Origin of the sequence: Streptacidiphilus sp. MAP12-33, assembly GCF_041261265.1 — a bacterium.
Taxonomy (GTDB): domain Bacteria; phylum Actinomycetota; class Actinomycetes; order Streptomycetales; family Streptomycetaceae; genus Streptacidiphilus.
In genome coordinates this window covers 320,067-334,886 of record NZ_JBGCCA010000002.1, presented here as the reverse complement: position 1 = coordinate 334,886, position 14,820 = coordinate 320,067, and the positions used below count along the sequence as shown (strand labels likewise).

Genomic DNA, 14,820 nt, shown 5'->3' with positions numbered 1-14,820 from the left:
CGACATACGTGAGCCCCCGTGCGGCGCCCGCCCCACCGGCGCGGCGCCCGGGGGCGTGACGGGAGAACCGCCCGCATGCCCGACATCACCGACAACGAGAACAACGAACAGCGCGACCAGAGCGATACGCAGGCTGCCCCCAAGGCCGCCCCGCGCCGCCGTCGCGCCGCCTCCCGCCCGGCCGGCCCGCCGGCCAAGGACGCCCCGGCCGCCGAGGCCGTGACGCCCGCTCCGGCCGAGGCCGCCCCGGCTTCCTCCGAGCCGGCGCCCGCTACGGAGACCGCTGCTGCTGCCGCGGCCGACGAGGCGCCGGAGCCGCGCAAGCGTGCCCGCCGCACCCGCAAGAAGGCCGAGCCGGCCGCCACCGAAGGCGGCGAGGCCGCCACCGAGACCTCCGCCGGCTCCGCCGGACAGGCCTCGGGCTCCGCCACCGAGGCGGCGCAGGCCACCGGCTCCGCCGCCGAGGCCGCTGCCGCCGGCTCCGGCTCCACTGCTGAGGCCGCTCCGGCCGACGAAGCCCCCGAGCCGCGCAAGCGTGCTCGTCGTACCCGCAAGAAGGCCGAGGCCGTTCCGGCCGACGTCGCTGCCGCCGCCGAGAGCGGCGAAGCCGCTGAGGCTCCGGCCGCTGCCGCCGTCCCCGCTGCCGCCGCGCCCGCCGACAGCCTCGCGCTGCTGGGTGAGCTGGACCAGGTCGAGCAGCAGGTCGAGGCCGGGCTGGTGCCCGGGACGCAGCTCGAGGCGCTGGTCGGGGACCTGGTCGCCCGGGTGACCGGCGGCATGGCCGTCGCGGCCGGGAGCGAGCTGGAGCGCCGCCTGGCCGCGCTGCGGCAACGCGCCGCCGCCGCTGTCGCGCCCGCCGCCGAGCAGGCCGCGCCCACCTCGGAGGAGCCCGCGCCGCGGTCCCGTCGGCGTGCCGTGCGTCCCGCGACCGCCGTCTTCCAGGCGCCGGTGTTCCAGGCACCCGAGCCCGCCGCCGAGCAGGCCGCGCCCGCCGTGGTCGAGCGGCGCACCGCGCCGGCCGCCGCCTTCGTCGTGCCGGACGAGGCCGCCGCCGAGCCGCGTCGTCGCGGCCGTCGCCGGGTCGAGGCGCCCGCCGCCGCGGTCGAGGTCGAGACGGCCGAGAGCGTCGAAGCCGTCGAGGAGGCCGTCGAGGAGGCGACCACCGGTCGCCGCCGCGCCCGCCGCCGGGCCGCCGCGCCCGCCGTGCCGACCGAGTCCGCCGTCTTCGAGCAGGTCGCCACGCGCGAGCCGCTGGCCGCCGAGGAGGAGCACGAGGAGGAGCACGAGGAGGCGGAGGCGGAGGAGCCGTCCTTCGGCCGCCGCCGTCGCCGCCGGGCGACCTCGCCCGCCTTCGTCACCGTCGAGCAGACGGAGGACGACGCGGACGAGGACGAGGACGACGAGGCCGCCGAGGCCGAGGAGCAGCACACCGAGGAGGGTCGACCCTCCCGCCGTCGCCGCCGTGGCGGCCGTCGCCGTCGCCGGGGCGAGGGTGACATCGAGGACCACGAGTCCACCGAGGCCGAGGACGGCGAGGAGGACGAGGAGGGCGAGGACGACGAGCTCGGCGAGGCCCTGTCCGCCTCCAGCCGCCGTCGTCGCCGTCGTCGTCGCCGTAGCGGGGACAGTGCCGTCGAGGCCGAGCCCACCGACGGCGACCCCGAGCGCACCGTCGTCAAGGTGCGCGAGCCGCGCCGCCGCACCGCCGAGGCGCCGTTCGACCCGGACGAGGTGCAGTCCATCAAGGGCTCCACCCGCCTGGAGGCGAAGAAGCAGCGCCGCCGCGAGGGCCGCGAGCAGGGCCGCCGCCGCGTCCCGATCATCACCGAGGCCGAGTTCCTGGCCCGCCGCGAGGCCGTCGAGCGCGTCATGGTCGTCCGCCAGTCGGGCGAGCGCACCCAGATCGGCGTGCTGGAGGACAACGTCCTCGTCGAGCACTACGTCAACAAGGAGCAGGCCAGCTCCTACGTCGGCAACGTGTACCTGGGCAAGGTCCAGAACGTGCTGCCGTCGATGGAGGCCGCCTTCGTCGACATCGGCAAGGGCCGCAACGCCGTCCTGTACGCCGGTGAGGTCAACTTCTCCCAGCTGGGGCTGAAGAACGGCCCCCGCCGGATCGAGTCGGTGCTGAAGTCCGGTCAGTCCGTCCTGGTCCAGGTCTCCAAGGACCCGATCGGCCACAAGGGCGCCCGCCTGACCAGCCAGATCTCGCTGCCCGGCCGCTACCTGGTCTACGTGCCCGAGGGCTCGATGACCGGCATCAGCCGCAAGCTGCCCGACACCGAGCGCGCGCGCCTGAAGTCCATCCTCAAGAAGATCGTCCCGGACGACGCCGGCGTCATCGTGCGCACGGCCGCCGAGGGCGCCTCCGAGGAGGAGCTGACCCGTGACGTCCTGCGACTGCAGCAGCAGTGGGAGGACATCCAGAAGAAGGCGAACAGCGGCAACGCCCCGGTTCTCCTGTACGGCGAGCCGGACATGACCGTCCGTGTGGTCCGCGACATCTTCAACGAGGACTTCTCCAAGGTCATCGTGTCCGGCGAGACCGCGTGGACCACCATCCACGAGTACGTCTCCTCCGTCGCCCCGGACCTGACGCCGCGCCTTCAGAAGTGGACCTCCGAGGTCGACATCTTCGCGACGTACCGGATCGACGAGCAGCTGATGAAGGCTCTGGACCGCAAGGTCTGGCTGCCCTCCGGCGGTTCGCTGGTGATCGACAAGACCGAGGCGATGGTCGTCGTCGACGTCAACACCGGCAAGTTCACCGGCCAGGGCGGCAACCTGGAGGAGACGGTCACCCGCAACAACATCGAGGCCGCGGAGGAGATCGTCCGCCAGCTCCGACTGCGGGACCTCGGCGGCATCGTCGTGATCGACTTCATCGACATGGTGCTGGAGTCCAACCGCGACCTGGTGCTGCGCCGCCTGCTGGAGTGCCTGGGCCGGGACCGGACCAAGCACCAGGTGGCCGAGGTGACCTCGCTGGGCCTGGTGCAGATGACCCGCAAGCGGGTCGGCCAGGGTCTGCTGGAGTCCTTCTCCGAGACCTGTGTCCACTGCAACGGTCGCGGCGTCATCGTCCACATGGACCAGGCCGCGCCCGCGCCCAAGGGCTTCGCCGGCCCGAAGCCGGGTGTCGGTGGCGGTCAGGCGCAGCAGGCCGAGGAGGGCGGCTCCAAGCGTCGCCGCCGCGGCCGGGGCGGTGCCGGTGAGGCAGCCGAGGTCCACGAGCACGAGGACCACGCGCACGCCGACCACGAGCACGAGGAGATCGAGCTCGTCGAGGCCGAGCCGGTGACGGTGCAGGCCGTCGTCGCCGAGCCCGCGCCGCTGACGATCGAGGCGGTCGTGGCCGCGTCCGCCGCTCCCGTGGTCGACGCCGCCGCGCAGGCGGAGGCCGAGGCACTGGTCGACGCGATGATCGAGGCCCCGGCGACCCGCGGCCGCACCCGCCGCCGCGCGGTCCGCAAGGCCACGACGACGGTCGGCGCCGAGCCGGCCGTGGTCGTGATCCCGAGCGAGGCCACCGCCGGGACGGTCGTCGAGCAGCATCCCCTGCCGATCGTGGAGGCCGCCGAGGCTGTCGCCGCGCCGGCCGGTGCGGAGGCTCCGGTGGAGGGTGCCGAGGTCGACGCGGTGGAGACCGCCGACACCGCCGAGACCCCGGCCGCGCCCGCCCGCAAGCGCGCCGCGCGCAAGGTGGCGGCCAAGAAGGTCGCGGCCAAGAAGACGGCCGCGAAGAAGACGGCCACCAAGCGGACCTCGAAGAAGGCCGCCGCGAGCGAGCCCGAGGCCTCGCCGGCGTCGGAGTAACGAGCAGCGCCTCGGGGCCGGTCCGCCGTCGCGGACCGGCCCCGAGCTGCGTCGATGGCACGGTCGGGGGTATAGGGGCCGGTTTGACCCGGGCTCCTGGCTTCCGTAGTCTTGACCCTCGGCGTGCTTTGCAATCTGCGAGTTGCGCCGACTTCTGAGCAACTCCCTTCCTGGTGTCTTGATCGGGAAGAGGCCCCCGGGTATTCGGACCGGTGTGGCTGGCGTCAGAGGATCCGACCGAATCGAGAAGGGTTCAACGTGTACGCGATCGTGCGTAGCGGCGGACGGCAGCACAAGGTTGCCGTCGGCGATGTTTTCGAGGCTGACAAGGTCGACGCCAAGGTTGGCGAGACCGTTGAGCTCTCGACGATCCTGGTCGTCGACGGTGAGAGCATCACCAGCGACCCGTGGGTCCTGGCGGGTGTGAAGGTTCGCGCCGAGGTGGTCGACCACCACAAGGGCGAGAAGATCCGCATCCAGAAGTACAAGAACAAGACCGGTTACAAGAAGCGTATGGGCCACCGTCAGCGCCACACCGCGCTCCGCGTGACCAGCATCGACTCGGCGAAGTAAGGGGCGAGGGACATGGCTCACAAGAAGGGTGCGAGTTCCACTCGCAACGGTCGTGACTCGAACGCTCAGCGCCTCGGCGTGAAGCGCTTCGGTGGCCAGGTCGTCAACGCGGGCGAGATCCTGGTCCGCCAGCGTGGCACCCACTTCCACCCGGGTGCGGGCGTCGGCCGTGGCGGCGACGACACGCTGTTCGCGCTCCAGGCCGGTGCCGTGGAGTTCGGCACGCGCCGTGGCCGCAAGGTCGTCAACATCGTCCCGGTCGCCTGAGCTTCTTAGGCCGACACGCAGGACGTAGCAGTACCTCGCTGAGGGTGGATCGGAACATTCCGGTCCACCCTTGGTGTTTGAGAAGACCGTAGTTTCTTTCCGCCGATCGAGAGGCGCCCGCATCATGACCACCTTCGTCGACCGCGTCGAACTGCACGTCGCCGCGGGCAACGGGGGCCACGGCTGCGCCTCCGTACACCGCGAGAAGTTCAAGCCGCTGGGCGGCCCGGACGGCGGCAACGGCGGCCGTGGCGGCAGTGTCACGCTCCTGGTGGACCCCCAGGTCACCACGCTGATCGAGTACCACCACCACCCCCACCGCAAGGCCGGCAACGGCAAGCCGGGCGCGGGCGGCAACCGGACCGGCGCCGAGGGCGAGGACCTGGTCCTGCTCGTGCCGGACGGCACCGTCGTCATGGACAAGCGCGGCAACGTGCTGGCCGACCTGATCGGCAACGGCACCTCCTACGTCGCCGCCGCGGGCGGCATCGGCGGCCTCGGCAACGCGGCGCTGGCCTCCGCCCGCCGCAAGGCGCCGGGCTTCGCGCTGCTCGGCGAGCCGGGCGACGACGCCGACATCGTGCTGGAGCTCAAGTCCGTCGCCGACGTGGCCCTGGTCGGCTACCCGAGCGCGGGCAAGTCCTCGCTGATCTCGGTGCTGTCCGCCGCCAAGCCGAAGATCGCCGACTACCCGTTCACCACCCTGATCCCCAACCTCGGTGTGGTGACCGCCGGTTCGACCGTCTTCACGATCGCCGACGTGCCCGGTCTGATCCCCGGCGCGAGCCAGGGCAAGGGCCTCGGCCTGGAGTTCCTGCGCCATGTCGAGCGCTGCTCGGTGCTGGTCCACGTCCTCGACACCGCCACCCTGGAGTCCGACCGCGACCCGCTCTCCGACCTCGACATGATCGAGGAGGAGCTCAAGCAGTACGGCGGTCTGGAGGACCGACCGCGCATCGTCGTCCTCAACAAGATCGACATCCCGGACGGGCAGGACCTGGCCGACATCGTCCGCCCGAGCCTGGAGGAGCGCGGCTACGTGGTCTTCGAGGTCTCCGCGGTCGCCCACATGGGCCTGCGGGAGCTTTCCTTCGCCCTGGCCAGGATCGTCGCCGAGGCGCGCGCCGCAAAGCCGGTCGAGGAGGCCACCCGCATCGTCATCCGCCCGAAGGCCGTGGACGACGCGGGCTTCGAGGTCGTCTACGACCAGGACGAGGACCTCTACCGCGTCACCGGCCCCAAGCCGGAGCGCTGGGTCAAGCAGACGGACTTCAGCAACGACGAGGCCGTCGGCTACCTCGCCGACCGGCTCAACCGTCTCGGTGTCGAGGAGGCCCTGGCCAAGGCCGGTGCCCGCGAGGGCGACACCGTCGTCATCGGCGCCACCGAGAACGCGGTCGTCTTCGACTGGGAGCCGTCCATGGCCGCCGGTGCCGAGATGCTCGGCCGCCGCGGCGAGGACCACCGCTTCGAGGCCCCGCGCCCGGCCGTCGACCGCCGCAAGGAGCGCGAGGCCAAGCGCGCGGACGCGGCGGCCGAGGAGTTCGCCCACTTCGACCCGCTGAGCCGGCACGCCATCGAGGCGGACGACGAGGAGTACTAGGCGTGTACTAGGCGCTGTCCGGGGCCTGAGCCCGTCCGGCCGGGTGCCGGACGGGCTCAGGCCTGGTCCGGCACCTGCTGGAGCGACCAGCGCATGGGGCCCTGGGGTTCCACGAGGACCAGCCCGCGTGAGGGCAGCCGCAGTGTGCCGCCGCCCTCCTGGCAGTCGCTGAGCTCCAGGTCCTCCCGCGTCTTCGGCCGACGGCGCGGAGTGCAGGTGCAGGCCTGCCCCGGCTCCGCGCCGCAGGCGCAGACGATCCGCACCTGCCAGCTCTCCTCGCCCTTGATCTGGAAGGCCAGGGCCAGCGGCTCGTCGCTGTCGTGCGCGAAGACCGCGTGGGAGGTGCCGACCTGCTCCGGGCAGAGCGCCGGGGCCTGGTCGACGGGCAGCAGCTGCACGGACCACTCGGCTTCGCTTCCCCAGGTCTTGATCATCAGATGGGTCAGCCCGGCCCGCAGGTACACCACGCCGTTGTAGTCACCGCCCTGGATCGCCAGCGCCGAGTCGGTCTTGCGCTTGCCCTTGGTGCGCTCCACCCCCTCCAGATGGACGCCGAGGTACGTGGCGTCGGTGCTCCGGACGACGACGTGGGCCAGGACCGCCCGGCCCGGCTCGGGACGGTCCAGCAGAAGCTCGGTCACGTTGTCGTCGGAGACCGTGCCGCCGTAGCGGAACCGCTCACCGCTGTAGGCGGGCAGCAGGACGCCCTCCGCCAGGAGATCGGCGGTGTGCCGGGAGAAGTTCTCCGCCAGGCCCTCGAGGGGCACCGGGCGGCCGTCCATCCGGGCCTCCCAGCGGATCAACGCCGCACGCCCGTCCCCGAGAGCGCGCCGCACCTCCGCCTCGGGTGCGGTCCGCACCAGCCGCCGGGCGTGGCCGAGGGCGGCGACGGCGCGGGCGAACTCGGCCGCGGCGAGCGGCGGCAGCCCGGGGGTGTCCGGAGTGAAGGCCAGCGCCTCCAGCTCCGCGTCGAAGGCGTCGACGGCGAGCTCCAGCGTGCTCGGCCCGGCGTCCTGCGGCGGTCCGGACGCTCGGCGGCCCGGCGGTGACTGGGCGGGGCGGAAGGCGAAGGCGGGCTCGTCCTCGGTCGGCGTCGCCGGGCTCACGGGGTCGACCGGGCCGGCGGCTCGCGGGGGCTCACCGGCGGCAGCCGGTCTGCGGCGTGCCCCCTGGAACGCCAGCACCGCGGTCACACCCAGCAGGAAGCCCAGCACGGCCGTCAACACGGCGATCCCCCGATCCGGCGAAGATCGTCCCCGCCAGGCGGCACCCTACTCTTGGCTGACGCCCCGTCTGTCCCGCTGGATGAAACCCGCGTGAGCCGAGGTGCCCGCTTCGCGTAGATTGCACGTCGTCACAAAAAGCGAGTGCAGTTTTGAGACCGGTATCGGACGTACGGGAGCGACGGCGTGACTGGCACCACCCTGCGGGAAGACGTGCTGCGGGCGCGGCGGATCGTGGTGAAGGTGGGCTCCTCCTCGCTCACCACCGCGGCGGGCGGCCTCGACGCGGACCGGGTCGACGCACTCGTCGACGTGCTGGCCCGCGCGCACGAGCGCGGCCACCGCGAGCAGGGCAGCGAGGAGGAGCCGGTCGAGATCGTGCTCGTCTCCTCGGGTGCCATCGCGGCCGGTCTCGCCCCGCTGGGCCTGGAGAAGCGCCCCACCGACCTGGCCCGCCAGCAGGCCGCCGCCAGCGTCGGCCAGGGCCTGCTGGTCGCCCGCTACACCGCCTCCTTCGCCCGCTACGGCCTGCGCGTCGGCCAGGTACTGCTCACCGCGGACGACGCGAGCCGCCGGGCGCACTACCGCAACGCCTACCGCACGCTCGAGCAGCTGCTGGTCATGGGCGCGGTCCCGATCGTCAACGAGAACGACACCGTCGCCACCGCCGAGATCCGCTTCGGCGACAACGACCGCCTCGCCGCGCTCGTCGCGCACCTGGTCCGCGCGGACCTGCTGGTGCTGCTCTCCGACGTGGACGGCCTCTACGACGGCGACCCGAGCAAGCCCGGCACCAGCCGCATCGCCGAGGTGCACGGCCCGCAGGACCTGGCGGGCATCGAGATCGGCAGTGCCGGCAAGGCCGGCGTGGGCACCGGCGGCATGGTCACCAAGGTCGAGGCCGCCCGGATCGCGACCGGAGCGGGCATCCCCGTGGTGCTCACCGCCGCCCGCCACGCGGCCGACGCGCTGGCCGGGCGGGACACCGGCACGCTCTTCCACCGCACCGGCCGCCGGGCGGCCGACCGCCTGCTCTGGCTGGAGCACGCCAGTTCGCCCCGGGGCGCGGTCACCCTCGACGCGGGGGCCGTCGCGGCCGTCGTGGAGCGGCGAACGTCCCTGCTCCCGGCCGGTGTGACGGGAGTTGAGGGTGATTTCGCTGCGGGCGATCCGGTGGACCTTCTTGACGAAAACGGCCACATCGTCGCGCGCGGGCTGGTCAACTTTGATGCAAGGGAGCTTCCCCGGCTGCTCGGCCGGTCGACGCGGGACCTGGCCCGGGAACTGGGCCCCGCGTACGAGCGGGAGGTCGTGCACCGCGACGACCTCGTCGTGCTGACCGGCTGAACGGCGGGTGGCGGCTGCCTTGGGACCGCGGGGACGAATCGCCGACAGGAGGCCGCCGGTGGGTTACAGGCGCAGTCCGGGCGCGGGGCCCGTGGGCAAGGGCAGGGTGGTGCTCACCAGCATCCCCGGCGGCGGGTCGCCCGCCGATTCCGGATCTCCCGGGTCGCAGTCCAGACCCGGGGGCCATCCGCAGCCCGGCTCCAGCGCCGCGGAGATCGGGCAGCGGGCCCGCATATGGCACGTGGTGCTCAATGTCGCGGGCCGGGTCACGCCGTTGCCTTCGCTGAAGCAGGGGCTCGAACAGCTCGCCCACGAACACCCCCCGTTCCTCACGGCCCGCTACGCCGCGGACCACGCGGAGATCCGCTACTGGGAGCAGGCGGACACCCTCCAGGACGCGGCGGCCCTCGCCCTCCGGCTCTGGGGCGAACACCGCAGCTCGGCGGGGTTGCCGCCGTGGGAGGTCGTCGGCCTCGAGGTCGTCGACCGCCCGACCTACCACCAACGCATCGCCGAGGGCTACACCGAGCCCCCGGCCTTCCTCGGCGGCGTTCACCCCTACTAGCCCCGACAGGGGCGCGAGACTCTGCCGATGTGCGGCTCCTCCCCCAGCCTTCGGCCCGGAGGTGCCTCCGGCGTGAGCGCGAGCAACCGCCGGCGTGCGGATGGCCTTGCGCGCCCCGGACCATCCGCACGCCGGAGGCGCACCGCCAGCCGAAGGCTGGGGATTCTCGCGCCCTGCGGCGGAGCCGCACATCGGCAGACTCTCGCGCCCCTGAGGTGGGAGCAACGGACTCGTCTCACTCGGCGGGAACGCCCCGGGGCGGCGCAGCTCAAAGCCGTACCCTGTGCGCATGAGCACAGAGTTCCCGTCGCCCGATCTGCCCTCGCCGCTGCCGAAGTCTCCGGTGCTGCAGGCCGCCTACCGGTCCAAGGCCGCCGCCGCGGCCATCGCGCCGTTGCCGCGGACGCCGAAGGACGACGCGTTGCTCGCCATCGCCGACGCGCTGCAGGTGCGGACCCGCGAGATCGTCGAGGCGAACGCCGAGGACGTGCAGCGGGCGCGGGACGCCGGGACGGACGAGGCCGTGATCGACCGGCTGACGCTGACGCGCGAGCGGGTCGCCGCGATCGCGGACGACGTGCGCAAGGTGGCGGGGCTCCCCGACCCGGTCGGGGAGGTGATCCGCGGCTACACGCTCCCGAACGGCCTCGACGTCCGCCAGGTGCGCGTGCCCCTGGGCGTCGTCGGGATCATCTACGAGGCGCGTCCGAACGTGACCGTGGATGCCGCAGCGCTCTGCCTGAAGTCCGGCAACGCCGTCCTGCTGCGCGGCAGCTCCTCCGCCATCGCGTCCAACCGCAAGCTGGTCGAGGTGATCCGCGACGCGGTCGGCGGCGCCGGGCTGCCCGCGGACGCGGTCCAGCTCGTGCCGGGGGAGAGCCGCGAGAGCGTGCAGGAGCTGATGCGGGCGCGCGGCATGGTGGACGTGCTGATCCCGCGCGGCGGCGCCGGGCTGATCCGGACGGTCGTCGAGCAGTCGACGGTGCCGGTGATCGAGACCGGGACCGGCAACTGCCACGTCTACGTGGACGCCGACGCGGACCTCGCGATGGCCGTGGAGATCCTGATCAACTCCAAGACCCACCGGGTCAGCGTGTGCAACGCCGCCGAGACCCTGCTGGTCCACAAGGACATCGCCGACGCCTTCGTCCCGCTCGCGCTGGCCGCGCTCGCGGACGCGGGCGTCACCGTGCACGCCGACCCGCGCGTCCAGGCCATCGCGGAGCGCGAGAGCAGCAAGGCCGTGGTGGTGCCGGCGACGGCCGAGGACTGGGAGGCCGAGTACCTCTCCTACGACATCGCCGCCGGGGTCGTGGACTCGCTGGAGGACGCGGTCGCGCACATCCGGCTGTGGACCTCGGGGCACACCGAGGCGATCGTGACGAACTCTCAGTCGGCCGCGCGTCGCTTCACGCAGCTGGTGGACGCAACCACCGTGGCCGTCAACGCCTCGACGCGGTTCACGGACGGCGGGCAGTTCGGCTTCGGCGCCGAGATCGGTATCTCGACGCAGAAGCTGCACGCGCGCGGACCCATGGGACTGCCGGAACTGACGTCCACGAAGTACATCGTCACGGGGGACGGCCACATCCGCCGCTGACCTCGCCGGGGGCGCGCCGCCGTCTGGCCGCAAGACGCAGACAAAGCGGGCGCGCTGCCCTACGCTGATGCTGTGTCCGACGGCCCCGGCCACGGCTTCGACTCCGTCGAAGGCGCGGGTGACGACGACCACGGCCTGCCGGGCGGGGAGTTCGCGGCCGTGGTGTTCGACGAGGCCTTCGTCCGGGCGGCCCTGGTGCACGAGCCCTCGGCGCGTGAGCGTGCACTGAGCGGACCCGCCAGGGTGCCCGTCGTCGACTACCAGAACGACTCCGAGGACGATCCGGACGGCCTGCCGCTGGAGCTGCGGCCGCTGCCGTACGAGGCGGAGCACACCGGCGGCTGGCACCGCATGATCGCGCGGGTGATGCTCGTCGTCATAGGTGTGGTCGCGGTGATGGCGGCGGCTGCCGCCGTCTACCGGGCCTCGGGCGGTTCCGGTGCGCCCGACACCCACCGCAGCCCCGCGCCGACGGCGCCCTCCTCGCCTGGCGGGCAGGGCGGCACGGGCGGTACCGGCGGGCAGAGCAGGCCGACGAGCGAGGCGACGGTTCTCGCGCACGGCTGAAGCCGCGAGATGTCCCTTTTGCCACAAAAGTAGCGATAATTCGTCGGGTGACGAACCGTCAATCGCGTCACGGCCGCAGAACTTAGGGGGCGGGCCTGACCGCTTCGGCGCGAGGCGACTTACCCTGGACGCATGGGCGGCCGCGCAGAGCCCCCCGAGGGCGGGCCGGAGGGCGGCGCCGGGGGCGAGGACGAGTTCCGATCCGTCGTGTTCGACGAGTCGTTCATTCAGGCTGCGCGCATCCAGGAGCTCTCGGCCAGTGAGCGCCTCTCGGGGGCGCACCGCTCGGTGCGGCGCCGGGGCGGACGCGGTGGTCTGCCCCGCCAGGCCCTGGCCCTGATGCTGCTGATCGGCTTCGCCTTCGCGACCGCCGTCTACATGGGCGTGCGCCACCCCTACGCGCCGCCGATCACCGGCGCCGCCGCCAACCTCACCTCCCAGGTCATCCCGCTTCAGCCCGGCCCGGACGGCATCCCCACCGACCGCAACCCGGTCGCCCTGTCGCCGTCCCTCGCGCCGACGGCCTCGGCCTCGGCCTCGGGTTCCGCGTCCGGCTCCGCCGTCGCCTCGCCGGGGGCCTCCGGGGCCTCCGGGGCCTCCGGGGCGTCGGGCAGTCCCTCCGCCTCCGCGGGCGGTGCGTCGGCCTCCGCCTCGGCGCCCGCCGTGGTCAGCCACGACCCGGTCTACGCCGGCCTGCCCGACTCGGAGTTCCTGCCGATCGGGGCGACGGGCTTCAACCTGCCCAACCCGCGGCACACCGACCACTTCACCCACGATCAGGTCAGCGCCGCGCTGACGGTCGTCCTCGGCTACCTCAAGGCCTCCTCCATCGACCTCGGCGTCATCTCCGGGCACGACACCGACGCGGTGCGGCAGTACATCTCCCCGGGGCAGGACCGCCAGTTCGACGACAGCGTGAACCATCCCGCCAACGACCTGCGCCACCTGGCCACCGGCTGGATGGTGCGGTTCGACCCGTCCAAGGTGCGTCTCGCCTCCAGCCAGGTGCTGGTGGACGCGGCCCCGACGAACCAGGTCACGTATCGCGAGCTGGACGCCGGGACGCTCGAGGTCACCAGCGACTACACCTTCGTCTACGCGCTGACGCCGGTGGTGGCACCCTCCGCCTCCGCGTCCGCGTCGGCCTCCGGCGGCGCCTCCCCGTCCGCGACGGTGGCCGCGAAGCAGCCGGTGGTCTACTACGCGGTGCGCCGCGCGGTCACCTACTGGCTGACCGCGGACGACATCGCGGGCGGCAGCCTCCAGGTCGTCGACTCCGTGACGCAGGCCGGTGCCACCAGCTGCGACGCGGACAACAGTGCCTTCCTGCAGCCGCTGTTCCCCGCCGCTACGGGCACCACCGCGAAGGCCGGCCCGAAGGCCAAGGGGTCCCCGAAGGCCACGCCGACCCCGCATCCCAGCCCTGGCGCCACCGACACGCCGGGCGCCGTCGATCCCTTCGACCACACCCGCAACGCCTGGACCGTCTGCGGTCAGCTCTCCTGGGTGATGTGACCGGAGACACGAAGGCAGCAGACACGAAGGCAGCAGACACGAAGGCAGCAGACACGAAGGCAAGAGACACGAAGGGGCCCTTCGGACCACCGGTCCGAAGGGCCCCTTCGTTCGCCGTGCCGCCTACGCGCGCCCGTCCTCCGGCGCGTCGTTCTCGGCGGATCCGTTCCCGTTGCCGTTCGCACCGCTGGTGCGCCCGGCGAAGACGTCACGCAGCTTGCCGCCGAGGTCCGCCGTGCCACCCGCGATGTCGCGGACCAGACCCATCAGCGGGTCCTTGGTGTCCTTGAAGCTCTGCGCGTAGGAGTCCGCAGCCGCCTTGGCCTGCTCGCGCACGGAGGCGTTGTTGTCGTCCTCGCGGCGCGGGTACGCGCCGGCCATGATCGAGCGGTACTCGTCGCTCTCCGCCCACTGCTTGATCTTCGCCACCCGGACCGCCGCGAACGGGTGCGACTGCGGCAGCACCTGCAGCAGCTTGATCACGCCGTCGCGCAGGTCGCCCGCCTTGTCGTACTCCTCGGCCTGCTCAAGGAAGGCGTCGGTGTTCATCTCGTGCAGGTGGTGGCCGCCGGCCAGCTTCATCAGGCCGCGCATCGAGGCCTGCAGGTCCTGGCCCACCAGCAGCCCGGCACGGTCGCAGGAGAGCTCCGCCTTGCGGAACCACTCGTTGAGCGCTGTGATCAGGCCCATGATGGCCAGGCCGCCCAGCGGGATGAACGCGATCCGCTGCGCCAGGTTGGTCAGGATGATCAGCATCGTCCGGTAGACCGCGTGGCCGGACATGGCGTGCGCGACCTCGTGGCCGATGACCGCCCGCATCTCCTCCTCGTCGAGCAGCTCGACCAGCGAGGTGGTGACCACGATCACCGGGGAGTCCATGCCGATGCACATCGCGTTCGGCTTGGGGTCCTGGGTGACGTAGAGCGGCGGGACCTTCTCCAGGTCCAGGATGTACGCCGCGTCGCGGACCATCTCGTGCAGCTGCGGGAACTGCCGCTCCGACGCGCGCACCGCGCTGGCCAGGAACATCAGCCGTACGGCGCGCTCGGAGACGAAACCCCCGAGCTTCTTCAGGATGTCGTCGAAGCCGCTCAGCTTGCGCAGCGCCACGAGGGCGGAGCGGTCCGCGGGGTGCTCCCAGGCCCGCGTCGAGATGCCGGGGAAGCGCTTGCGCGTCCGGCTGGGAACGTTGCTGCTGTCGTTGGGCTGGGTCATGTGTCTGTGTCCTCCCGAGGCGTCACGCTACTGCTCGTCCCCTTGTCGGGGGAGACGATCCGGGGCGGTGTCGGGTTCCCGTAAGGACAGGACTAGGCTCGGATGGCGCCACCTCTCCGTACGAAGGACATCCCATGCACACCATCGGCACGCTGAACCAGCTCGCGGCCATCTCCAACGGCAGCGGTCCGGGTATGTTCCTGCGCGTGATCGTCATCGCCGCGATCGTCGGAGTGGTGCTCATGGCGTGGGTGCTGCTGCGCGGCTACCGCGACTGAGCGGAGTGCGTAGCATGAGCACCACCTGCCCCACCTGCCACCGAGTCAGAAAGTCTCCCCTCAGATGACCTCTCCCGTCACTCAGGCCGCTCTCCTCGCGGAGGGCAACGGTATGCACGACACACTCAAGCCGTGGCTCACCGGTGGTGGCGCCCTGCTCATTCTGCTGCTGCTCCTGGTCGTCACCGTCAGCTTCAACAAGGACCGCTGAGCCTGCCGGCCTGCTGATCATCCGGGGCCACGGACCGTAC

General features: G+C 72.5%; 13 protein-coding genes. 11 read left to right on the top strand and 2 right to left on the bottom strand.

The features are described from left to right. The first annotated feature begins 75 nt into the window (after positions 1 to 75). The 4 genes from ABH931_RS04300 (at position 76) to obgE (ending at position 6,259) form a co-directional block, all read left to right on the top strand. Complete coding sequence (locus tag ABH931_RS04300; RefSeq protein ID WP_370110000.1) at positions 76 to 3,816, top strand: ribonuclease E/G; 3,741 nt, start codon at positions 76 to 78, stop codon at positions 3,814 to 3,816. Between the two features lie 258 nt (positions 3,817 to 4,074). Further along, positions 4,075 to 4,389: a 50S ribosomal protein L21 gene (gene rplU, locus ABH931_RS04295; protein WP_370109998.1), complete on the top strand. Its 315-nt coding sequence runs from the start codon at positions 4,075 to 4,077 to the stop codon at positions 4,387 to 4,389. A 12-nt stretch (positions 4,390 to 4,401) separates the two neighbouring features. Next, a complete protein-coding gene (rpmA, locus tag ABH931_RS04290) occupies positions 4,402 to 4,656 on the top strand; it encodes a 50S ribosomal protein L27 (RefSeq protein ID WP_042444465.1) in 255 nt (84 codons plus the stop codon). Positions 4,657 to 4,780: 124 nt separating this feature from the next. After that, entirely contained in the window at positions 4,781 to 6,259 is a 1,479-nt protein-coding gene (gene obgE, locus ABH931_RS04285; RefSeq protein WP_370109996.1) for a GTPase ObgE, read from the top strand. Positions 6,260 to 6,315: 56 nt separating this feature from the next. On the opposite strand, the gene ABH931_RS04280 is transcribed toward obgE, so the two are convergent. Beyond that, entirely contained in the window at positions 6,316 to 7,485 is a 1,170-nt protein-coding gene (locus tag ABH931_RS04280) for a hypothetical protein (RefSeq protein WP_370109994.1), read from the bottom strand. Positions 7,486 to 7,695: 210 nt separating this feature from the next. Between ABH931_RS04280 and proB the strand changes: the two genes are divergently transcribed. The 5 genes from proB (at position 7,696) to ABH931_RS04255 (ending at position 13,076) form a co-directional block, all read left to right on the top strand. Then, entirely contained in the window at positions 7,696 to 8,829 is a 1,134-nt protein-coding gene (gene proB, locus ABH931_RS04275; protein ID WP_370110060.1) for a glutamate 5-kinase, read from the top strand. Between the two features lie 58 nt (positions 8,830 to 8,887). Continuing rightward, the gene (locus tag ABH931_RS04270; protein ID WP_370109993.1) at positions 8,888 to 9,394 is read left to right on the top strand and encodes a hypothetical protein; all 507 of its coding nucleotides are present in this window, start codon (positions 8,888 to 8,890) and stop codon (positions 9,392 to 9,394) included. Positions 9,395 to 9,683: 289 nt separating this feature from the next. After that, positions 9,684 to 10,994, top strand: a complete 1,311-nt coding sequence (locus tag ABH931_RS04265; RefSeq protein ID WP_370109992.1) for a glutamate-5-semialdehyde dehydrogenase — start codon at positions 9,684 to 9,686, stop codon at positions 10,992 to 10,994. A 72-nt stretch (positions 10,995 to 11,066) separates the two neighbouring features. Then, on the top strand, positions 11,067 to 11,561 hold the full coding sequence (locus ABH931_RS04260) for a hypothetical protein (RefSeq protein ID WP_370109990.1): 495 nt from the start codon (positions 11,067 to 11,069) through the stop codon (positions 11,559 to 11,561). A 132-nt stretch (positions 11,562 to 11,693) separates the two neighbouring features. After that, positions 11,694 to 13,076 carry a hypothetical protein gene (locus ABH931_RS04255; protein ID WP_370109989.1) on the top strand — a complete coding sequence of 461 codons (1,383 nt, stop codon included), beginning with the start codon at positions 11,694 to 11,696 and terminating at the stop codon, positions 13,074 to 13,076. A 123-nt stretch (positions 13,077 to 13,199) separates the two neighbouring features. Here the strand turns inward: ABH931_RS04255 and ABH931_RS04250 are convergent, their stop codons facing one another. Continuing rightward, positions 13,200 to 14,291, bottom strand: coding sequence for a M48 family metallopeptidase (locus ABH931_RS04250; RefSeq protein WP_370109987.1), 1,092 nt, complete (start codon positions 14,289 to 14,291; stop codon positions 13,200 to 13,202). Between the two features lie 134 nt (positions 14,292 to 14,425). Here ABH931_RS04250 and ABH931_RS04245 point away from each other — a divergent pair, with 134 nt between their 5' ends. Both ABH931_RS04245 and ABH931_RS04240 read left to right on the top strand, forming a co-directional pair. Next, positions 14,426 to 14,569: a hypothetical protein gene (locus ABH931_RS04245; RefSeq protein ID WP_370109985.1), complete on the top strand. Its 144-nt coding sequence runs from the start codon at positions 14,426 to 14,428 to the stop codon at positions 14,567 to 14,569. Between the two features lie 64 nt (positions 14,570 to 14,633). After that, a complete protein-coding gene (locus ABH931_RS04240) occupies positions 14,634 to 14,780 on the top strand; it encodes a hypothetical protein (RefSeq protein ID WP_370109983.1) in 147 nt (48 codons plus the stop codon). The last annotated feature ends 40 nt before the right edge of the window (positions 14,781 to 14,820 follow it).